At 47.8% G+C, this 23,795-nt stretch carries 7 protein-coding genes; all 7 read left to right on the top strand.

Annotated features, from left to right (window positions below):
• Nucleotides 1-4: 4 nt before the first annotated feature.
• A complete protein-coding gene (locus AC2CZC_RS22160; protein ID WP_484585454.1) occupies nucleotides 5-5,641 on the top strand; it encodes a type I polyketide synthase in 5,637 nt (1,878 codons plus the stop codon).
• Entirely contained in the window at nucleotides 5,625-9,860 is a 4,236-nt protein-coding gene (locus tag AC2CZC_RS22155; RefSeq protein ID WP_484585453.1) for an amino acid adenylation domain-containing protein, read from the top strand. The genes AC2CZC_RS22160 and AC2CZC_RS22155 overlap by 17 nt, the downstream gene beginning before the upstream one ends.
• Complete coding sequence (locus AC2CZC_RS22150; RefSeq protein ID WP_484585452.1) at nucleotides 9,860-16,231, top strand: SDR family NAD(P)-dependent oxidoreductase; 6,372 nt, start codon at nucleotides 9,860-9,862, stop codon at nucleotides 16,229-16,231. The genes AC2CZC_RS22155 and AC2CZC_RS22150 overlap by 1 nt, the downstream gene beginning before the upstream one ends.
• Nucleotides 16,228-20,484, top strand: a complete 4,257-nt coding sequence (locus tag AC2CZC_RS22145) for a non-ribosomal peptide synthetase (protein ID WP_484585451.1) — start codon at nucleotides 16,228-16,230, stop codon at nucleotides 20,482-20,484. Before AC2CZC_RS22150 ends, AC2CZC_RS22145 begins: the two co-directional genes overlap by 4 nt.
• 183 nt (nucleotides 20,485-20,667) lie before the next feature.
• Nucleotides 20,668-21,435 carry a thioesterase II family protein gene (locus AC2CZC_RS22140; RefSeq protein WP_484585450.1) on the top strand — a complete coding sequence of 256 codons (768 nt, stop codon included), beginning with the start codon at nucleotides 20,668-20,670 and terminating at the stop codon, nucleotides 21,433-21,435.
• A 182-nt stretch (nucleotides 21,436-21,617) separates the two neighbouring features.
• Nucleotides 21,618-21,935 carry an isochorismate lyase gene (locus AC2CZC_RS22135; RefSeq protein WP_063364351.1) on the top strand — a complete coding sequence of 106 codons (318 nt, stop codon included), beginning with the start codon at nucleotides 21,618-21,620 and terminating at the stop codon, nucleotides 21,933-21,935.
• 103 nt (nucleotides 21,936-22,038) lie between these two features.
• On the top strand, nucleotides 22,039-23,628 hold the full coding sequence (locus tag AC2CZC_RS22130; protein ID WP_484585449.1) for a vanadium-dependent haloperoxidase: 1,590 nt from the start codon (nucleotides 22,039-22,041) through the stop codon (nucleotides 23,626-23,628).
• Nucleotides 23,629-23,795: the final 167 nt, after the last annotated feature.

The raw sequence follows: 23,795 nt of genomic DNA, 5'->3' as shown, positions 1-23,795 counted from the left end.
TACGATGACGAATTTACCAAATATAAATGATTCGGATATTGCCATTATTGGCATGTCTTGCCGTTTTCCCGGTGCAAAAAGCATCGAGACATTTTGGCATAACCTCAAAAGTGGGGTGGAATCTATCACTGCTTTTTCTGATGAAGAACTGCTTGATGCTGGCGTTGATCAAGCCACGCTTGCTCAGCCTGAATACGTCAAAGCTGGGGGCGTTTTACCGGATATCGATATGTTTGATGCCGAGTTTTTTGGCTTTACACCCAGAGAAGCTGAGATCACAGATCCGCAAGAACGTATTTTTCTTGAATGTGCTTGGGAAGCGCTCGAGGATTCGGGCTATACCGCTAAAACGCATCAATATGCCATTGGCGTGTACGCCAGTGCCAATTTGAGCTCATATATTATTGATAATCTGCAAACCGCAGATAAATCTCGTGATGTGTTCGAGTTTTTCCCGAAACTGATTGGTAATGATGCCGATTATGTGGCGACGCGAGTGTCATACGAGTTGGATCTCACTGGGCCGAGCATGGGGATCGCGACCGCGTGTTCAAGTGCTTTGGTGGGTGTACACGTGGCGTGTCAAAATTTACTCAATGGTGAGTGTGATATGGCACTTGCTGGTGGTGTGGGCTTAGTGTTGCCACAGAAAAAAGGGTATGTGTATTACGATGACATGCATGTATCCGACGACGGTCATTGCCGAGCATTTGATGCGCAGTCGACAGGCACGGTATTTACCAATGGCATGGGTGTGGTGATCTTAAAGCGCTTAGATGATGCGTTGGCGGACGGTGATATCATTCATGCGGTTATCAAAGGCTCTGCGGTCAATAATGATGGTGGCATGAAAGTTGGTTACATGGCACCGAGTGTTGAAGGTCAGGCGGATGTCATTGCGGATGCGTTGGCTGTGTCTGGCGTTGATCCGAACAATATTTCTTATGTTGAAGCCCATGGTACCGGCACGCGCCTTGGCGATCCGATAGAAATTGAAGGCTTAAGCCTTGCATTTGAAGCGCGAATAGGCGACAAGCTGCCAATTGGTACGGTAAAAAGTAATATCGGCCATATTGGCGCAGCGGCCGGGATCGCAGGCTTGATCAAAACTGTGCTGGCATTGAAGCATCAGCAACTGCCGCCAAGCTTGCATTATAATACGCCAAACCCGAATATTGACTTTGATGATAGCCCTTTTTATGTCAACAGTGAGCTAGCGGACTGGCAAGCCAATGATGGCCAGCCTCGCTGTGCTGGGGTGAGTTCATTTGGTATTGGTGGTACCAACGCGCATGTGATTTTACAAGAAGCGCCTGTCTTCGCTACACAGTCAGAATCTCATCAAGCAGAACGTCCAAAACATGTCTTAACCCTGTCGGGAAAAAGTGCAGACGCGCTAAACCAACAAGCGCTTAACTATGCAAATTACCTAGACACGCAGACAGCAACAAGCTTGGCTGATGTGTGTTTTAGTGCTGCTAATCAGCGTACACACTTTGCACATCGTTTGACCTTAGTTGCCAGCTCAATCCAAGACGCACAGCAGCAGCTGCGCGATAAAACTTATCATATTGATACTGCATCAGAGGACGCGCCTAAACTTGCGTTTTTATTTACCGGACAAGGTGCACAGTATTTGAATATGGGTAAGCAGTTATTTGAAACACAGCCGCTGTTTAGAGAATCCTTAGAGCACTGTGATGACATCTTACGCCCACTGGATGTGCCTTTGTTGGATTTGCTTTACAGTGACAATGCTGACGCTGAGGTGCTCAATCAAACGGTATACACCCAGCCTGTGCTGTTTTCATTAGAGTATGCGTTGGCAAAACTTTGGCTGTCATGGGGCGTGCGTCCTGATGCCGTTATGGGGCACAGCGTTGGTGAGTATGTGGCGGCTTGCATAGCCGATGTTTTCAGCTTAAAAGATGGCTTAACCCTCATTGCAGCCCGTGGCCGCTTAATGCACACACTGTGTGAAAAAGGCGCGATGTTAGCCTTGCCTGTCAGTGAAACGCAGGCGCTGTCGTTGATAGCACCTGTGCAAGATAAGGTTTCAATTGGTGCGATTAACGGCCCTGATAGCGTGGTTGTTTCTGGTGATAGTGAGTCGATAGCAGCCCTATCAGCGAATTTGGCGCAGCAAGGCATCAAAGCAAAACCACTGGCGGTTTCCCATGCGTTTCATTCCAGCATGATGGCGCCGATGTTGGCTGAGTTTAAGCAAGTTGCCGCAAGTATCGATTATGCATTGCCCACACTGCCAGTATGCTCCAATGTCACAGGGGAAAATGTCAGTGATGCGCTGACAGATCCTGAGTATTGGGTCAAGCAAGTTCGCCAGCCGGTGCGTTTTTCTTCGGGCGTGCAAACGTTAGAGGCACAGGGCGTCACTGCATTTATCGAGATTGGGCCAAAACCTGTGTTATTGGGGATGGCATCACATTGCTTCACAGCGGATACCCCTGTGGTGCAATTACCCAGCTTACGTGAGGGCGAAGATGATTGGCAGCAAATCTTAGAGAGCTTAGGGCAATGGCATGCCTGTGGTGGCTTTGTAGATTGGCAAGCGTTTGATAAGGGCTATGGACGCAATAAAGTGTCATTGCCAAGCTATCCTTTCCAGCGCCAACGTTATTGGATTGAAGCAGAAAAGATTGCAACAACCGCTAAGCCTGAAGAAACCCACCCCTTACTTGAATTTTTGTTCCAAGATGATTTAGCCCATTTTGAACAGTTTAAACGTCTCAATAGCCTTGTTGATGACAAGGTAAAGGCGATGGAGCCGCATGAGCGTTTGAAACTGTTACAGGTGTTTGTGGAGCAGGATAAAAGAAGCCGAACTGTAACTAAGTACTATGATTCTACGGCCAATTTAGAAACCCAAGATTATCATTTAGAGGAAGGACGATTCCTAAACTTTGGCCCATTTTTTGACATGGTGCCGGGCTTTTCTTGGGTACTGGCCTTTTCTGATGCACAAAAATACCCTGAGCATTCTCGCTTGGTGCTCAATGCACAAAAGTCCATGCGTGAAGTGTTATTTAGAAAAGTCGACTTTGATGCCTGTGAAAAAGTGATGGACTTTGGGTGTGGTTTTGGCACAGACATTTGTGTGCTGGCCAGAAAGCACTCGCACCTGCAACTCAGAGGCTACAGTATTTCGGGGGAGCAACTTGAAGCGGCCAATAAAAAGATCGCTAAGTTTGGGTTAGAAGATCGCGTTGCGGTGTTCAATCGAGACAGTGCCATTGAAGAGTTCCCAGACCAATTTGATTTGATCTTTGGTTTTGAAGTTGCACTGCATATTAAAAATAAAACCGCGCTATTTGCCAACATAGGTAATCACCTCAATCAAGGCGGCAAATTAGTCTTGGCAGATATTATTTCCAATACGCTGTTTGACATTGACCACGGTGAAACATCATCTTTCTTAATCACCAAAGATGAATGGGTTGAGCAGTTAACAAAAAACAACTTAAAAGTTGTTGATTGCATTGATGCCAGCCATGAAATCGCAAATTTCCTTGAAGATCCTCACTTTGAGGAGAATTTAGCAACATTTGATTTAACTGAAGAAGCACGCGCAGGGATCCGCTCACACAATCAATTAGGTGGGCTATTACGTCGCGAGTTGGCGAGCTTTGTATTACTGACCGCAGAAAAAGATACGCAGTTAAGTGCACAAGAGCTAAGACGCATTAATGAGGCGGGCTTGAGTAATTGGATGACCTATACCGAGTTATTAAAAGGTCGCCCAACTCAAGCATTGCTGTCAGAGAGCGTGTATGAGACACGTTGGCAGCCAAGTGAGATCAGCACGTCAAATCATGACACTGAGGCCGGACATTGGCTGATTTTTGCTGACGCAGGTGAGCAAGGTCAGCAATTGGCAGAACAGCTGGAAAAAGCAGGCCATCTTTGCACGCAAGTATATGCAAAAAATGGGGTTGCAGCGCTGACGACGTCTGATTCGTCACAAGGTATTCACTATCACCTAGACCCAAGCGCGCCGGCGCAATTTAAAGCTCTGCTTGCAACAGTATGTGCGAATGAAACTACACCACTTAAAGGCGTCGTGCATCTTTGGAGTCTCGACACACCGACAAGTACAGAGTTAAATGCAACAGCGCTCACAGATGCGCAATCATTGAGCTGTGCAAGTGTCTTGCATCTGCTTCAAGCGCAAGCTGAGCATGCTGAGTCATGCAAGCTGTGGTTGGTAACACGCAATGCCGTGCAAGTGGCGCAACAAACGCATCCGTTGAATATTGCCCAATCGAGCTTGTGGGGACTTGGAAAAGTGATAGCTCAAGAACACCCGCAATTATGGGGCGGCATAATAGATAACCCGAGTGTGGGTGACTTGGTGAGAGAAATTATCTCTGATGATCATGAAGACCAAGTGGCTTACACAGCAGGCGCTCGACATGTGCCCCGCGTTATCAGCGCACCGCAAGATGAAAGCGCGACCTTGACTGAGCTAAATGCGCACAGTCGCTATCTGATCACAGGTGGTTTAGGTGGGCTGGGACTCATGTTGGCTAACTGGATGGTCGAAAAGGGGGCGCGCAAGCTAGTATTAACTGGGCGCAGTGCACCATCTGACGCGGCAAACGCTGTGATTGCACAGTTGCAAGCTCGCGGTGCCGAGATACAGCTTGTAAACGCAGATATCGCTGATGAGGTACAAGCGACTAGGCTGTTTAATGAGATTGCAGGTCAGGGGGCGTCACTGAAAGGCATTATTCACGCAGCGGGTGTGATGGACCAAGACGCGTTAACGCACCAAGGTTGGGCGCGCTTTAGTCAGGCGATGAGCGCAAAAGTTGAGGGAAGTTGGCACCTACATCAATTGTCTAAAGACCTAGAGCTCGATTTCTTTGTGTGTTTTTCTTCTTTGTCTGCCCTGTTAGGTGGTCTTGGTATGGGCAGCTATGTTGCAGCTAACACCTTTATGGATGCACTTGCCCAGTTACGTGCTCAGCAAGGACTGCCCGCGCTCAGTGTCAATTGGGGTGTATGGGCTGATGGCGGGATGTCAGCGGATATTGATGAGGGAGTAAATAAATCACAGAGTGAGTTCATTCTAGACGCTGCATCTGGCTTGGCGATTTTAGATAATTTAATCACTCGTCCAGATGTGACCTGTAATGCCGTACTACCAGGCGACAGCGCTAAATTCTTGGAAATGTTCTATCCGGTACAGGTGCCGCCTTTCTTATCTGAACTGACACGAAGTGAGTCTGATAATGATATGTCATTCTCTATTAAACACCTGCTTGAACAAGCGAGCGCTGAGGATCATGCCCGGATGTTGGCGGAGTTTATCCAAAGTAGCCTTGCTGAGGTATTGAGAATGGACACAGCGCAAGTCGATGTGCACAAGCATCTCAATACCATGGGGCTGGACTCACTGCGCGCAGTGGAATTTAGAAATCGGATCCGAACTGAGCTCAATATCGATATTCCCATGGCCAATATTATGAACGACATCAGCGTGATGGATCTGGCCGGTCAACTTGGTGCACTGCTCGTTCAGACGCCAACTGATGAAAAAGAAGCGCTGCTCAACCAATTGGACTCAGCAGAGTTAAGTGGTGAGCAGATCGATGCGCTTTTTGATGAATATTTCGGTTAGAACAATTAAGCAGGTTAACCTAATGAACAACACCCAAGACAATAAACAAGCCCTGACGACGGAACAAAAGCGCGCACTACTTCAACAGAAATTGCGCGCTGAAGTGGAAACCAAAAAGCAACAGGCAAATACGGGCAAAGAGCAACTTGCTTATATCAGTGAGGCATTACCGACTGTAGAGGCAGATCCGGAGGGGCGCTTTTTGCCTTTCCCACTCACAGAAATTCAGCAAGCTTACATGTTAGGCCGACAAAGTAGCTTTGACTTTGGTGGGTTTGCTTGTCACTGGTATCACGAAATTGATTGCCCTTATGACGAGGCACAGTTTGCAGCGTTTAATCAGGTCTGCCGACAGCTTATAGACCGCCACGATATGTTGCGGGTTGTGATGTTACCCGATGGTCAGCAAAGAGTCCTTTCACCGCAAGAAATTCCGCCCTATACCATTGAGGTGACGGATCTGAGTGCACAGCCAGAAGCTGCAAAAGCATCGCAACTGGCCGAACTTCGTGAGCAGATGTCGCATCAAGTGATTGATGCTTATACTTGGCCTATTTTTGATATTAAAGCGGTGCGTACTGGCTCGCAGTCGGTTAGGCTATTTGTCAGTGTCGACATGCTGGTGGTTGACGGTTACAGCGGGTTTTTGCTCTACAAAGAGCTATATCAAATGATGAATCAGCCAGAGGTTGCGCTGCCACCGTTACCGCTGAACTTCCGTGATTATGTGCTGGCCACGGACAAAATCCAAGAGACCGCATATTACAAAAAGTCATGTGATTACTGGTTTGACCGTATTGATAACCTACCACCCGCGGCAGAGCTACCTTTGGTGCCCGCAGTGGACGAAGATACTCAAGTCCGGTTTAGCCGCAGACACGATACCATCCCCGCGGATGTTTGGGGCAAACTCAAAGCTCGAGGCGCGAAACTGGGGCTGACGCCTTCGAGTATTTTGACCGCTGTGTTTGCGGAAATCTTAAGTATTTGGAGTAAGAGCTCGCACTTTATTCTCAATGTCACGCAGTTTGACCGCTTGCACCCTCAGGTCAATGATATTGTGGGTGATTTCACCTCCCCAATGTTAGTCGAAATCGACAACACCACCACTGAGTCGTTTGAGCGCCGTGCCGTGCGAATCCAGCGGCAGTTATGGGAAGATTTAAGTCACAATGCCATCAGTGCTGTTGGTGTGTTAAGAGAGATGACACGACGTCGTAAAGGGGCGTATGTCACCATGCCAATTGTATTCACCAGTACCCTGTGGTCAGGCTCTGAGCAGGAAAGCTTTGCAGGCGACATGTCACCAAAAGGATGGCTTGGTGACTCGGTATATGGCATCACGCAAACCCCTCAAGTGCTCTTTGATCATCAATTGGCGGAAATTAAAGGTGAGCTGATTGTGAGTTGGGACTGCGTTGAGGAGCGCTTCCCTGCAGGATTATTAGAAAGCATGTTTAATGCGTATTGTGACATGCTTACCTTGCTGGCAACCGATGAAGCAGCGTGGCAAAAGGCGTCATTCCAAGATGAGTTGTTAGCGACTCAATTGATGCACCGTGCGCTTATCAATGACACTGCGCAAACGCCTTCAGAAGCGCTTTTACACGAATTATTTATAGCGAAAGCCATAGACACCCCAGATGCGATCGCGGTGATCTCTGCGTCTCGAACCTTGACCTATGGTGAGTTACTAGACCTTGCAAAGCGCACCGCCAATTGGCTACAGCAACAAGGTGCAAAGCCCAATACCTTAGTTGCTGTGGCAATGGAAAAAGGGTGGGAGCAAATTGTTGCTGTGCTGGGTGTCTTGATGTCAGGTGCTGCTTATTTGCCAGTGGATGCGCATCAACCTGATGCTCGTCGCCACGCTATTTTAGCCGATGGGCAAGTGAGCTTGGTATTAACACAGCCGCAATTTGAAACGCTAGCGTGGCCTGCTGATTCGCTGCAACTTATCATCACTGATGAGAATCTAGCAAAGCAAGCTACCGAAGTAGCAGATGTCTCAATCAGTGCCGAAGATCTTGCCTACGTGCTGTACACCTCAGGCTCAACAGGCAAGCCAAAAGGGACCATGCTACCGCATCGTGGTCCAGTCAATACGATTTTAGATGTGAATCGCAAATTGGGTGTCACAGAGAAAGACAGAGCAATTTGTCTCTCTGCACTTAATTTTGATTTATCTGTTTACGATGTATTTGGTCTACTTAGCGTAGGGGGCGCGTTGGTGATCCCCGAACATGGCGGGCTGCGCGACCCCGCTCACTGGCGGGAGCTGATAAATACGCATCAGGTTACGCTTTGGAACACAGTCCCTGCGCTTCAGCAAATGTTGGTGGATTACCTTGAGTCCAGTGGAGGTGATTTAGCATCGAGTATGCGATTGGTTATGATGAGCGGTGATTGGATCCCTGTTGATTTACCGGATCGCATTCGTCAATTGTCGTCGGATATGATGATTGTCGGATTAGGTGGCCCAACAGAAACCTCGATTTGGAACAATCATTATGTGATTGAAGAGGTTGACCCCAGTTGGACAAGTATTCCATACGGTAAACCGCTTGCGAACCAAACTTTGTATGTCCTAAACGATAAGTTAGAGCCCCGCCCTGTTTGGGTGACGGGTGATTTATACGTGGGCGGTCGAGGCTTAGGAAAAGGATATTGGGGAGATGCGCAAAAAACCAATGAAACCTTTATCACTCATCCGCAAACCGGTGAGCGCCTGTATAAGAGTGGCGATCTCGCTCGCTATCTACCAGATGGTAATTTAGAGATCATGGGACGTTCTGACTTTCAGGTCAAGATCCGAGGTCATCGCATTGAATTAAATGAAATAGAATCTGTGATCAGTGAATACCCGGGCATTCGTGATGCGGTTGTTACCGCTGTGGGCGGTGAGCGCAGCCTGCAATCGTTGGCGGCATTTGTGGTGCCTGAAGGCACTGGGCAGCCTAGTGGCGATAGTGAACAGGCAGAGCAAGAGGAGGTGATCTTAGATCAGTTTGCAGGGTTAGAATTTAAACTTACGCAGCCGGGTGTACGCAAAGTGGAAGACGGCATGGTTGAAATCCCCATTGCCGCGCCAGAGGTGGTGGAGTCAGCTTGGCTGACACGACAAAGTTACCGTGAGTTTCGTCAAGACCCATTAGCACAAGAGCACCTTGGTCAGTTGTTGTCACACCTAAGTGCAGTAACGCTTGAGGAAACTCCTCTACCTAAGTATCGCTACCCATCAGCAGGTAGCTTGTATCCTGTTCAGTGCTACGTATACGTCAAACCAAACCGCGTAGCAGGGCTTGAAGGCGGTGTGTATTACCATCATCCAGTGAGAAACTCGCTACTGCAAATGGCCAAAACACATGACATAGGCGAGCAAGTATTTGCTGGCAACATTGATATTTATGAGGAAGCCGCATTTGCAATTTTCTTGATCAGTGATCTCAGTGCCATAGAGCCTTTATATGCGCATTACTCCGAGCGCTTTTCACTACTAGAAGCCGGACATATAGGTCAGATGTTGATGGAGTCTTCGACACGCCATGGTATTGGCCTTTGCCCGATTGGCAAGCAAGATCTCTCTGCAGTTGAGGCACTATTTGGGTTAGGTGAGCGTCATTTACCCCTGTATACCTTCCTTGGCGGAGGCATTGATCCTGAGCAGACGCGTAAATTGTCGCGTCCGGTGTCAAAAACAGCGTCTCTTGCAGATAAATTGAAAGACTTCATCAGCGCAAGACTGCCAGATTATATGGTGCCGAATACGTTTGAGCTACTTGACGCTTTGCCATTAACAGCCAATGGCAAGGTGGACCGCAAGGCCTTACATGCGCAAATTGGCAATCAAGAAGTCGAGAAACCTGAATTTGTGGCGCCGGACAGTGCACTTGAAAAGTCCATTGCGCAGATTTGGGCAGCGTTATTGGGACATGACAATATCGGGATTCATGATAACTTTTTCGAAGCTGGGGGAGACTCCATGCTGATTGTCAGGATGCAATCTAAGCTGAGGGAAATTTATCACCAAGAGATCCCCGTTACTAAGCTATTCCAGCATTCCACGATAGATGCGCTTGCACGTTATCTTGGTCAAGAAGAGAAGGTAGAAGAGGCGATAGCCAGTAAGGCAGATAAACGACAAGACCGCCGAGGCTCAACGCAGCGACGCAAGCAAGCACGTAAAAAACATCGATCAAACCCGCAGGAGGGTAGCTGATGGGCGCGCATTTACCTCATGAGTCTGATATTGCGATTATTGGTATGTCTTGTCGCTTCCCTGGAGCGCCAAATATAAAGACGTTTTGGGAAAATCTCAGAGAGGGGAAGGAGTCTGTTTCTTTCTTCTCTGATCAAGAACTATTAGATGCGGGCGTTGATCCTGATCTGCTGGCGATGCCTAACTATGTGAAAGCAAGCCCAACGCCTTTTGATGTGGATATGTTTGATGCCGACTTTTTTGGTTTTGCCCCCAAAGAAGCGCAGATCATGGATCCGCAGCAGCGGATCTTTTTGGAGTGTGCGTGGGAGGCATTAGAAGACGCAGGTTTTAAAGCGGGTGAGACAGAGGAAGTGGTTGGTGTTTATGCAGGCGCTGCACTTAATAGCTACTTTTTTGACCACCTCACGCCAGAGGATGTCGGGCTAGCTGGACTGGCAGGTAACGAAAAAGATTACTTGAGTACTCGCATCGCATACAAGCTAGATTTGAGAGGACCGGCTGTCACTATTCAATCTGCCTGTTCTAGTGCCTTAGTTGCGATTCATATGGCGTGTCAGAATCTGCTCAATGGTGAATGTGACGTTGCCCTTGCTGGTGGCGTGGCTATTCGCAACTTTGCAAAAAGCGGTTATCTCTATCAGGAGGACATGATCTTCTCTCCTGATGGACATTGCCGCAGCTTTGATGCGGACTCTAAAGGCACCTTATTTGGGAATGGCGCAGGCATTGTGGTGTTAAAGCCATTAACAGAAGCAATGGCGGATGGGGATACCATTCACGCTGTTATTAAAGGCTCTGCCATCAATAATGATGGTGCGCAAAAAGTGGGATACACAGCGCCCAGTGCCGAAGGGCAAGCGGCGGTGGTCATGGAAGCACAGGCCATTGCTGATGTTGAACCTGAGTCCATTTCTTATATTGAAGCGCACGGTACGGCGACTGCGTTTGGCGACCCTATTGAAATCGCCGCGCTGACTCGTGTATTTAGAGAATCGACTGACAAAGTCGGGTTTTGCCCAATTGGCACAGTGAAATCTAATTTTGGCCACCTCGATGCAGCTGCGGGTGTGGCAGGGTTAATTAAAACCGTGCTGGCGCTGAAAAACCGACAAATTCCACCCAGTTTGCATTACCAGTCACCCAATCCCAATATTGATTTTGCCAATAGCCCGTTTTACGTGAATACCGAATTGGCAGATTGGCAAAGTGAAGATGAGCCCCGCCGTGCCGGGGTGAGCTCGTTTGGCATTGGCGGCACCAATGCCCATGTCATCCTTGAAGAAGCGCCGAATATTGTCGGTCAAGCACCTGAAGTCAATGCGCAGCGCCCGCAACATTTATTGACTTTGTCGGCTAAAACCGCACCGGCCTTGAATGCCCTTATCGCGTCATATGACAGTTGGTTTACCGAAAATCCACAGTCAGATTTTGCGGATGTTTGCTATAGCGCTGCACAAGGGCGGAGCCATTTTGCACATCGCTTAAGCTTAGTTGCAGGCTCTATTAGTGAGGCGCAAGCCCAATTGCGAAGCCGTCAGTACCAGCAAGGTATTGCCACAGAAGCCGCACCAAAAACGGCCTTTTTATTTACCGGCCAAGGCGCACAATATTTTGGTATGGGTCGCACGCTGTTTGAAACGCAGCCGTTGTTTAGAAATACACTGATGCGGTGTGATGAAATTTTGCGTCCATTAAATGTGCCGTTACTGAAACTACTTTATGAGCAAAGTGAGGCGCCAACTGACCTCAATCAGACTGTGTATACGCAGCCTGTACTATTTTGCATTGAGTATGCCCTTGCGAAGCTATGGCAGTCATGGGGTGTAAAGCCAGATGTCTTGATGGGACACAGCGTGGGTGAATACGTCGCAGCATGTATTGCGGGTGTATTCAGTTTAGAAGATGCGTTAACACTTATCGCAGCGCGAGGTCGCTTGATGCACACGCTATGTCGCGGCGGTGAAATGTTGGCATTGCCAATCAGCGAGACCAAAGCACAATCCTTGATTGCTGATAGCAATGCGCTCTCAATTGCGGCGATAAATGGCCCGCAAAGTGTTGTGCTCTCTGGAGGAACAGATGCGATTGAGCAGCTTGCTGCGAGCTTATCTGAGCAAGGGAACCAAGGTAAAAAGCTCGCCGTGTCTCATGCTTTTCATTCTGTGATGATGACGCCCATGTTAGATGAGTTTGAAAAGGTCGCAACAGCGGTTAGTTATGCGAAGCCTAAGCTACCAATTTGCTCGACGGTTAGTGGAGATATGAGCGGTGATGCGCTTTGCTCAGCTGCCTATTGGGTGAAACAGGTGCGCCAACCAGTGCGCTTTGCTGCGGGTGTCGAGACACTGCAAAAGCAGGGTATTCAGGTGTTACTGGAAGTCGGTCCAAAACCTGTTCTGCTGGGCTTGGCAGGACAGTGTTTAGCGGGTGATACCGAGATTATTCAGCTCCCAAGCTTGCGAGAGAACCAGCCTGATTGGCAGCAATTGTTAGAAAGCCTAGGGCAGTGGCACAACCAAGGAGGCGAGGTTGATTGGCTCGCAGTTGACGCTGATTATGCGCGAAGTAAAGTGCAACTGCCGACCTATCCGTTTCAGCGTGAACGCCACTGGGTTGAAAAAAAGACCTCAAAGCCACGCACTTACCAAGATCCTAAACTGCACCCTTTACTGGGCAAAAAGCTGCGTTTGGCTGACTCAGATAAGATTTACTTTGAGTCTGAAGTGGATGTGTCGGTAACGGCTTGGCTGAGTGAGCATCGCTTTTTTGATGCCATGGTATTTCCTGCGACGGGTTACCTTGAGATGGCCATGGCTGCGGGTAAAGCAGTGACTGCTGCACAGGACACACTGCACATACAAGATATTAGGTTTGAGCAAGCTTTGATCTTGGAGCAGACAGGTTCTCAGATCATGCAAGTGGTTTTAAGCCCGAGTGAGCATGGCTATGAGTTTAAAATCTTGAGCCAACAAGGTGGATCAGTATGGCAGGTACATGCATCAGGGAAACTCGCCGCGAGCGTGCCAACCTCTTCGCCACGTGTAGTGACGTCAGCGGAATTACAAGCTCAATGCCCTGTTGAGTTAAGTGTTGATGAACATTACAGTATGGCCGATGAGCGCGGTGTTTATTATGGACCAAGTTTTCGTGGCATCACGCAGTTGCAAAAAGCCAACTCAATGTCCTTGGCACACGTTCAATTGCCCGAATGTATCACCACCAATGAACTCTCTCACTATCATCTTCATCCAGCCCTGTTTGATGCTTGTATTCAAATCTTAGGTGCTGCCGTTGCCAAGCCTTCTGAAGGGACTTTTATGCCGATCGGCTTGGATGCATTGACGGTTCATCAGCAAGGCGTGCAACGGCTATGGAGCTTTGTGCGTTTGATTGAGCAAAGTGATGATCAAGTGATCACGGATATCGCCTTATTTGATAGCCAAGGTAAATTGGTTGCTGAAGTCACCGGATTTAAAATTGGCCGTGTGGCTGACGCGACAGTGATGCACCACTTTAAAAACCAGTCGAACGACTTTTATCAGATAGAGTGGCAACAACAACAGCTCATTTCTAAAGTTCACCTTAATAATATTGGCCAAGGTACTTGGTTGATATTGGCGGATAAACAGGGCACAGGGAAAAAACTAGCAGACAAACTAGAACAAGAGGGTAAATCTTGTGTGTTGGTTTATGCCAGCACGGGTAGCCGAGCTGATAGTGCCCAAAGTGAGAGTATTCAAAGTGATGCTAAATTATCAGTGAACCCATCCGATCCCGCTGAATTTAAACAGCTTTTAAATCACTATTGCACCGAGCAATCTAGCGCGCCAGTGGCGGTGATTAACTTGTGGAGCTTAGACGCTCCTGATTCTGACGAGTTATGCCAACAATCATTGCTGCAAGCACAAGATCTTGTCTGCGCAGGTACCTTACACTTGGTACAGGCAATGGCTGAACTGGGCTGGTCGAGCAAGCTGTGGCTGGTGACTCACAATGCGGTCAGTACTGGTGCCAATATTTCAGAGATAGCCGTAGCGCAAGCGCCTCTGTGGGGCTTAGGCAAGGTGATCGCGATGGAGCATCCAGAGTTGGCCTGTGCATGTGTTGATCTGAGCCAAATTGATGACATTACGCCTTTATATGCTGAACTTGGCGCGGATGCTAGTGAAGATCAAATTGCTTTACATGGTCATGATCGCTTTGTCGCGAGATTGGTACAGCATGATCCAAAGGGAATAAAAAATGAGCTAGATGTGCCTCAAGGCGCATTTAATATGCAGATGGCTGAAAAAGGTGCGCTCGATGCGCTGGCGCTTGTGAATGTCGCTCGCCCTGCACCAAAACAAGGCCAAGTTGAGATCCAAGTGCGTGCTGCGGGCCTTAATTTTAGAGATGTGCTCAATGCATTAGGCATGTATCCGGGCAGTCCCCCGTTTGGCGGAGAGTGCGCGGGCGAAATCGTGGCTGTTGGCGAAGGTGTCACAGAGTTTAATGTCGGGGATGCCGTCATTGCTGCAGCGCCAGATAGCTTCAGCAGGTACGTGCTGGTTGACGCAAGTGAAGTGGTGGCCAAACCTGAGCAGCTTAGCTTTGAAGCCGCAGCGACTATCCCTGTGGTGTTCTTAACTGCTTGGTATGCACTGAACGAACTTGCCAAATTGTCTAAAGGTGAGCGGGTGCTGATCCATGCGGGTTCCGGTGGCGTTGGTATGGCGGCGATACAAATTGCGCAGCTTGCAGGTGCAGAGGTATTTGCCACCGCAAGTCCCAGTAAATGGCCGCAACTTGAAGCGATGGGCGTTCAACACATCATGCATTCTCGTACCACGGAATTTGCCGAGCAGATCATGGCAGTGACCCATGGGGAAGGGGTAGATGTAGTTTTAAATTCATTGACTTCAGATGACTTTATTCCAAAAAGCTTATCAGTATTGCGTACGGGTGGACGCTTTTTAGAGATCTCAGTGGTCAACACATGGCTGCCTGAGCAGGTTCAGGCATTTAACCCTGAATTAGCATACCATCAGATAAACCTAGCGCAATTGGGTCAAGACCAGCCAGATTTAGTGCAAGGCATGATGAAAAAGCTCATGTGGCTATTTAAGCAAGGTGAGCTTAAGCCTCTGCCATTCAGAGCTTTTCCAATTAGCCATGCAATTAATGCGTTCCGCTACATGCAGCAGGCAAGACACAGTGGAAAAGTCATTTTGACTGTGCCTTCAAGCGAGGAAAATCAGACACCTGTGTGCCAAGATGCGACTTATCTTATCACTGGTGGATTGGGTGATTTAGGATTAGAAGTCGCCACACTGCTAGCTAAACAGGGCGCTCGTCATCTTGTTTTAACCGCAAGGCGCGCACCGACGGAACAAGCCGCGAATGTGATTGCGCAGTTGCAAGCGACTGGCGTGCAGGTTCGTGTTATCAGGGCAGACATTGCCAATGAAGCCCAAGTAACCGATATATTTAACCAGATAGACGCAGATATGCCGGCATTAAAGGGCGTTATTCATGCGGCAGGGCTGTTAGATGATGGCGTGCTAGTGCAACAAGATAAGGCGCGTTTTGAGCGGGTGATGGCACCCAAAGTTTTAGGCAGCTGGCACCTTCATACATTGACAAAAAATAGCGCGTTGGACTTTTTTGTGTGCTTTTCTTCAACGGTTTCTCTGTTGGGATCAGCTGGACAGGCAAACTATGCAAGTGCCAATGCCTTTATGGATAGCTTGGCTCACTACCGCAGACAAATGGGCTTACCTGCATTGTCAATAAACTGGGGCCCTTGGGCCAGTATCGGGATGGCAGCCAGAATGCCCGGTCATGAACGAGAGCAAAGTCGCTTGCATGCCATGGGGGTGACCCCAATTGCACCTGAGCAAGGCATGGCTCAGTTAACAAGCTTGTTGCACCAAGCCCATCATGCACAAGTTGGCGTTTTGCCAGTAAATTGGACTCGTTTCTTCAGTCAGTTACCTAAAGTACCTCATTTTCTATCTGTATTGGCTTCGGATGACGTACCTGTGGCTAATGCGCTTGGGATTAAACAGCAATTAGCGCAAGCCTGTGATGACGAGTACGCCCTCATATTGACTGAGTTTATTCGTAATAAATTGAGTGCAGTGCTTGGCATGACCGCAAGGCAAATTGATGTTCAACAGCCGCTAAATAGTATGGCGCTTGATTCTTTGATGACGATTGAGCTGCGAAATCGGATCCGCTCAGAACTGGGCGCTGAGCTATCCATGGCGCAAATCATGAAAGCAGGCACCACTGTATTAGACTTGGCATCAGAGCTAGATCCTCGGCAAGGGATTAATGTTAAACCCACAGAGGCGTTGCAAGTGGGTGAAGAGGAGTTTGAGCTATGAGTGCGGCTGAAACGGTTCGTTTACTGCTTGCTGATCTCAAGGAGATTGGCTGTCGGATTTGGGTTGAAGATGGCAAGTTAAAAGTGCGCACCTCAACGGCGGGGATCTCACCGGCTTTGAAGGCGCAGTTAAAGGCCAATAAGGGGGATATTCTCACTTATTTGATGCAGCCACCAAGTGCAGCGATTAGCCAACCAGAGCCAGAGCACGCAGGCGGCTATTTGCAATTGCCCGCATTACAACGGTGTGATCGGACGTCGATTTTTGAGCTGTCTTATGGACAACAGGCATTTTGGTTTTTATACCAAAATGCACCAAAAAGCCCGGCATATAATGTGGCCATGCCGTGGCGCATTTTGTCTAAATTAGACACTGGAGTACTTCAGGCAGCACTGCAAGCATTGTCAGATAGACACCCATCGCTGCGAACCACTTTTTTTGAGCAAGATGGGCAAGTAATGCAGAAAGTTCATGCTCATCAAGCGGCCGAATTAACGCTACAAGTTGCTGATAAAGACAGTGAAGAGGGCGTGTTTAAAAAAGTCAGGGAGGCTTATTTGCGTCCGTTTGACTTAGAAGAAGGCCCATTATTTCGAGCGCATTTAATCACTCAAGCAGAGGAAAAGCATGTCTTATTAATGACCATCCATCATATTGTGTTTGATGGTTGGTCGTTATGGAATTTAATGTCTGAGTTTTTATCTGTATATGAGTCTATAAAGGGACATCGTCCTTCAGAACTATCGCCTTTACCTTGGTGTTATCAAGATTATGTCAGTTGGCAAAATGCGCTGTTCTCCAGTAATGCAGGAGAGCGTCTTTGGTCTTATTGGCAAAAGCAGTTGTCAGATCCGCCAGCGCCCCTTGATTTACCGGCGGATAGAGCTCGTTCAGCGCAGCAGCTAAATATAGGTGCTTCCGTTAATTTTACTCTTTCAAAAGCCTTGACGGAACAGCTGAAAATGTATGTGAATGGTACTGGCAGCACCTTATACGTGGTGCTGCTGGCTTGCTTTCAAGTACTCTTGCATCGCTATACTGGGCAACAAGATATTTGGGTTGGCTCAGCAGCGGCGGGCCGCAGCCTTGATGAATTTAAAGATATCTGCGGCTGCTTTTTTAACTTTATTGTACTGCGTGGAAAACTAGAACCACAGCAAAGTTTTGCCTCATTTTTGACACACATGCAGCATACGACGTTAGAGGCGTTGGCGCATCAAGATTACCCGTCGCTGTTATTAATTGAGCGTTTAGCGCTGCAAAGAGAGAGCGATAGGTTTCCACTTTTTCAGGTGGAATTCAACCTTCAACAACCGCAGCAAGGCCATGTGTTATCGCCCGCTTATTCAGCAACGAGTAGCAGTGAAAGTCAAACTATTCAAAGTGCTGGGCTGACACTTGAGCCCTTTAAAATGCCCCAGCAAGAAGGCCAGTTTGACTTAAGTCTTGATGTATTGGATGTGGCTGGGCAGCCTTTGTCAGGTATGTTTAGATATAATGCGGCACTGTTTGATGAGGACAGGATCCAGCGCATGCTGGGTCACTTTGAAGTGATTTTACAGGCGGTGGTGCGTGAACCACACACATCGATTGCACAGCTCCCTTTGCTGACGGAGTCTGAGCAACAAATGTGGGTGAAAAAGCCATCTGTCAGCAGTGAGCATGGGCCAAGGGCAACATGTGTCCACACCTTGTTTGAACAACATGCCGCAAACAACCCCGATACAACGGCGGTGATCTTTGAAGCACAGCAGCTGAGTTATGGTGAACTCAACGCGCGCGCTAATCGCTTGGCACATCATTTACGCCGCAGAGGCGTCGGTCCAGATGTGTTGGTTGGCTTGTTTGTTGAGCGCTCAATTGATGTTGTGATTGGTATTTTGGCAATCCTCAAAGCGGGTGGTGCTTATGTCCCCCTTGATCCTGAATACCCGGCAGACCGCTTGAGTTTTATGGTCGAGGATGCCGATCTTCAAGTATTACTGTGCCATGAGGCGACACAAGCGCGTTTGCCAAAGTGTGAGGTGCAGACGTTAGATATGTCCTCAGCAGCGATAGCAAAAGAGTGCCCCGAAAATCCAGAGCCGCTCTGTGGTTCAAGTGACCTTGCTTATATCATTTATACCTCGGGGAGTACGGGCAAACCTAAAGGCGTGTGTGTTGAGCATCGCAACATTGTTCGGCTTTTTGATTCTACCCAATCAACCTATCAATTCGGTCGTGATGACGTTTGGACATTGTTTCACTCACATGCTTTTGACTTTTCAGTGTGGGAGATCTGGGGTGCGCTTATCTATGGTGGTTCGCTGGTTATTGTGCCCTATACGACGACTCGAACACCGGCATTGTTTTATCAGCTATTGAAAGAAAAACGAGTAAGTGTTTTAAACCAAACGCCGTCTGCTTTTTATCAGTTGATAGAGTATGAGCAAACGTTAAGCGCGCCGCAACGAGCATCGCTGGCACTGCGTTGGGTCATTTTTGGTGGTGAGGCGCTCGCGCCAACACGCTTAAAACCTTGGTATGCACATCGCGGTGAGCGGAGACCAACGATTGTAAACATGTACGGTATCACCGAAACGACGGTGCATGTGACTTTGCATGTGTTACAGCCACAAGATGTAGAGAATACCTCGAGCAACATTGGCACGCCTATTTCAGATTTACACGTCTATATTTTAGATCAATGGGGTCAGCCTGTGCCTGTCGGTATTCCTGGAGAGCTGTATGTAGGTGGAGCTGGGGTTACTCGAGGTTATCTGAATAGGCCTGAACTTAACGCGCAACGATTTATTGCTGATCCGCTGAACAGTGAGAGTGAAACACCTTGTTATCGCACTGGCGATCTTTGTCGACAGTTATCCGATGGCACACTCGAATATCTGGGCCGAGTAGATACACAGGTTAAAGTACGCGGTTTTCGAATTGAGTGTGGCGAAGTTGAAAGTGCATTGCTATCACATGCTTTGGTTAAAGCTGTGGTGGTTGATGCCTGGGGAGAAGGTGAAAGTAAGCAGCTAGTTGCTTGGGTTAGGTTAGATGATATGACCGGTGAGCCGCAACAAGATGATTTTAAAACACATTTACGCGCGTTGTTACCTGATTGGATGATCCCAACGCGCTTTGTATTTGTGGATACTTTACCTCTGACACCCAGTGGCAAAATTGACCGACGCGCATTAACCGTACCCGACGCGCAGCTGTGTGAGACAAGTCCATCGTACAGTGCGCCGCGCAACAGTGTGGAAGCGGATTTATGTGAGGCATTTGCTGAGTTACTTGGTACATCACGGGTTGGCATTCACGATAACTTTTTTGACCTAGGCGGCCACTCAATCTTATCGATGCGACTACTATCTATACTGCGAACAGGGCTTGGTATTGAAGTGCCGCTCAGTGTGCTATTTCAACACCCGACCCCAAGTACCTTGGCGCTAGCAATCCAAGAGAATAAGCATTGGCAAGAGAGCCTGCTGGTGCCGCTGCAAAGCGGTGGTTCAGAGGCGCCACTGTTTTGTATTCATCCGGTGGGCGGCAGTGCGTTTTGCTACCAAGCTTTGGCTGAATCACTTGGGACATCACGCAGTATTTATGGTGTACAGGCTTTAGGCTTAGAGGGCGAAGCTGAACCGCTCGATGATATCAAGGTGATGGCTGCACAGTATGTGGAGGAGATTATCACACGTTACCCAGCAGGTCCTTATCACTTGTATGGTTGGTCGATGGGCGGCGTTATTGCATTTGAAATGGCGCACCAGCTACTTGCTGATGGGCGCGAAGTCGGCATGATTGCGATAGCGGATTCAACTCTGCCAAGCCTGAGTACAAACCATCAAGCCCCTAAAGATGATGAGGTGTTATTGCACCTGCTGGCTGAAACTGGTGAGCTCAGCGAGGCTGTATTTACCGAGCTTCAAGATATTGAACCTGAGCGCCGCTGCGCTGTGTTGCGGGCACGTCTTGCACAGGCCACAAATCCACTCGGTCCTGATGAAATAGCGCAATTGTTGCCTATCTATCGTGCCAACCTCAGTGCGCTATCAGCTTATCAAGCAAATGCCTTGAATAAGGAAATCCTTTACTTCAGCGCTGCAGAGCGTCTTGCAGGACAGGGCGACAGCTTGCGATCCGGTTGGCAAGAGGTTTCATCAAAAGTAGTGCCTTTTGAGATAGTGGGTAGTCACTTCACAATGCATGATACTGCGGGCACTGAGCAAATTTCAGAGCATATCACTGCGTATCTAACTAACTAAACAAAGTCATGATTGGCACCTAAGGCCCCGCAATCGGGGCCGAACCTAGTTTAAAAGCATATTGAGGTGATGTGAGAAGAGATGCCTAAGCTAAGTTCATTTTTCACTGTTTGCTAGTTCACCATTGGGTGAAGTTGGCAATTTATAAATGTTTTAAAAATTAACGCTTACAAGGAGCGCAACATGAGCCACGAAGCATCATTATGGGTTGGTGGAACAGAGAACCCGCAAGCAAAAATGAGGTTATTCTGCTTTCCCGCCGCAGGTGGCGGCACATTGGCCTTTCGAGGTTGGGCGCAGCAATTACCTTCGGATATTGAGGTACGCCCGATAAGGTTACCGGGAAGAGAAATGCGAATTGGTGAAGCATGTTTTGATGATGCCTATCAAGCTGCCGACGCGCTGGCTGATGGTCTGAGTGACTATTTGGATAAACCATTTGCTTTTTTTGGCCACAGTATGGGGTCGTTATTGGCATTTGAATTGACGCGGGCCTTACGTCGACGCGGTGGACCAATGCCACAAATACTGATGGTGTCCGGGCGCCGCGCACCGAGTTTGCCGCTATCTCGGCCTTTTTATCATACCTTGCCAGATACGCAATTTGTTGATGTGTTACGCACCCATTATGCAGGTGGTACCTCTGAGACCGTGTTGCAGGAAGCCCAATTGATGGCGCTGTTTATGCCAGTCATTCGTGCCGACTTTGCCATCACAGATGTTTATAGCTATGCAGCCGAAGCGCCTCTTGATTGCCCTATTCATGCTTTTGGTGGTGAGGATGAGCCCGAATTTGGTGTGGCTGAGCTTGACGCTTGGCGCAATGAAACGAATGGTTATTTTAATCGAACATTATTTGCAGGCGATCATTTTTATCTAAATGAGACTAGTCGCGCTGCGCTACTTAGTTACATTGCTGAAGTGCTTCAAGCACAGCTTAGGGCGCAGTGATGAGGTTTTTAGGAAAATTTTTAGGCAAATTTTACGGGTCGCGTCGTTGCAGGTGTTTTCATTAATGAAACTGGTGAATTTGGTCAAAAGAGGCAAGCAAAAAATGGGCATACGGATCTGCGTATGCATGGGGCACCGAGAAACAACAATGATTAGAAAAGAAGGATAATTTTGTGAAATCTATGAAGCGTCCATCAGACTGTGAAAACCTGACGGACATCCGTCACGGCATTGATTCCATTGATCAAGAGATCATCAAACTGTTGGGAGAACGCATGGAATATGTGTTGTCCGCTGCGCGTTTTAAACCAAACCAAGCCAGTATTCCTGCACCAGAGCGGGTTGCCGCCATGTTGTTGGAAAGGCGTCAATGGGCTGAGCAACACCAGTTGCCAGCTGATTATATTGAGTCGTTGTACCACGGAATTATTCAGTGGTTTATCAGCCAGCAAACTCAGCATTGGCGGGCTAAGCATGGGTTACCTGTTGATGAGGATTAACCGCTCAATTTTTTGCATATGCCAGTGATAGCAGTACTGAGCTTAATGTGTAGCTCAGTACTGTATTTTTCTGGTTCCTACTTGTACAAGGAAATTTAAGAAAATGAAAATGTATCTTTCGATTAGACACATGATTTATCAAATACGAAAAAACATCTGCCAAGTCGGATTATTAGTGTCTGTTCTATTTTGCTCAATGCACAGTGCGGCACAAGTAAAGCAAGACTTTGATTTTGATGTCGACAATGCGGCATTGGATGTTGTTGGTTTTGGTAGTCTGCCAGCTCTGCGCGAGCACGTATCGGCAAATTATGGTGATGCATCACTGGTATTTCGTTATGCAATTTTGCTAACAAACGCTTGGTACGATGCCACCGCTGCTTATCACCCAACCGCGGTTGGTGTCTATTCGCACTTAGGCCGCAGACCGCAAAGTGAGGCAACAAACAGAAATATCAATATTGCGGTGTTTTATGCGTCATATCATGTACTCAATAGCTACATGCCAACGTACAAGCCAACTTGGCGCAAGCTATTGCTTGATGTTGGCCTTGATCCAGACAACAACAGTACAGATATCACCACACCGATTGGTTTAGGTAATGTGGCTGGTAAAGCGGTTGTCGCAGGTCGCCTTAACGATGGTATGAATCAATATGGTGATGTCGGCAGAACATATAACCCAACGCCTTATGCGGATTATACAAATTACAAACCAGTCAACACGGCGTATAAATTGAAAAACCCGTCACGTTGGCAGCCAGATATGCAGCGTAAAGGATTGGGCTTGTACAAGATCCAACAGTTTGTAACTCCACAATTTGCATTGGCAGAACCTTACTCATATGAAGATCCGCGTGATTTTGAAATGCCGCCTCCGCACAATAGTAACCACCGTAATCGCAAAGCATATCGTCAGCAAGCGAAAGAAGTGCTAGAAGTATCGGCAAACTTAACTGATGAGCTTAAGCTTAAAGCTGAGTTATTTGACGATAAATTCAGTTCATTATCTTACTCTGTTGCATCAAATACGACCGCGAGAAACTTACCGCTTCTCGACTTCATGCAATTTGAATTTGTGGTCAATATGGCAACATTTGATGCGGGTATTTTTGTTTGGCAAGAGAAATACAGATATGACGCTGTAAGACCTTTCAGTGCAATTCAAAAGCTATTTAAAGACAATGTTGTTGAGGCATGGGGCGGTCCAGGTAAGGGCACGGTTACCATGAAAGGCAGAGACTGGAAGAGCTACCTTGAAGAGGCCGACCACCCAGAATATCCGTCTGCATCGACTTGCTTTTGTTATGCGCATGCACAAGCAGCAAGACTGTACTTTGGCGATGATAACATGACGTTTAACTTGACTTATCCTGCAGGTAAATCACGTATTGAGCCGGGAGTGACACCAGCGAAAGATACACTAATCACCTACAATACATGGTCTAAATTTGCAGAAGAATGCGGCCAAAGCCGTGTATGGGGTGGCGTACACTTCCAAGCAGCTGTTGATGAAAGTGCTGAGTTTTGTCCTATGTTTGGAAACCTAGCATATGACTATATGACAAAGTTAGTAAACGGTACTGCTGAGCTGAGAGCGCCGAGTAAAGGTCGAGACCTAGACACCTTGCCTGAGCGCTTTAAGTTTACAAAGCCGTCAGATAAAGATGATGATGACGAAGATGACAGCTAATTTAATCGCTGGTGGTTAATCTCCACGGCGATTAATGATAGAAAATCAATGAGCGCTGATCTAACGTTGTGAGCATTTCACATGCTTGATTGGCGCTTATTTAATTGTGCTTACTACTTTTAATTCTTAACTTATGTAGTTTGTAAGTGGTTGCAAACTAAAGGGGG

The organism is Pseudoalteromonas sp. MMG033, assembly GCF_057197785.1.
This window is presented reverse-complemented; position numbering and strand designations above follow the sequence as displayed.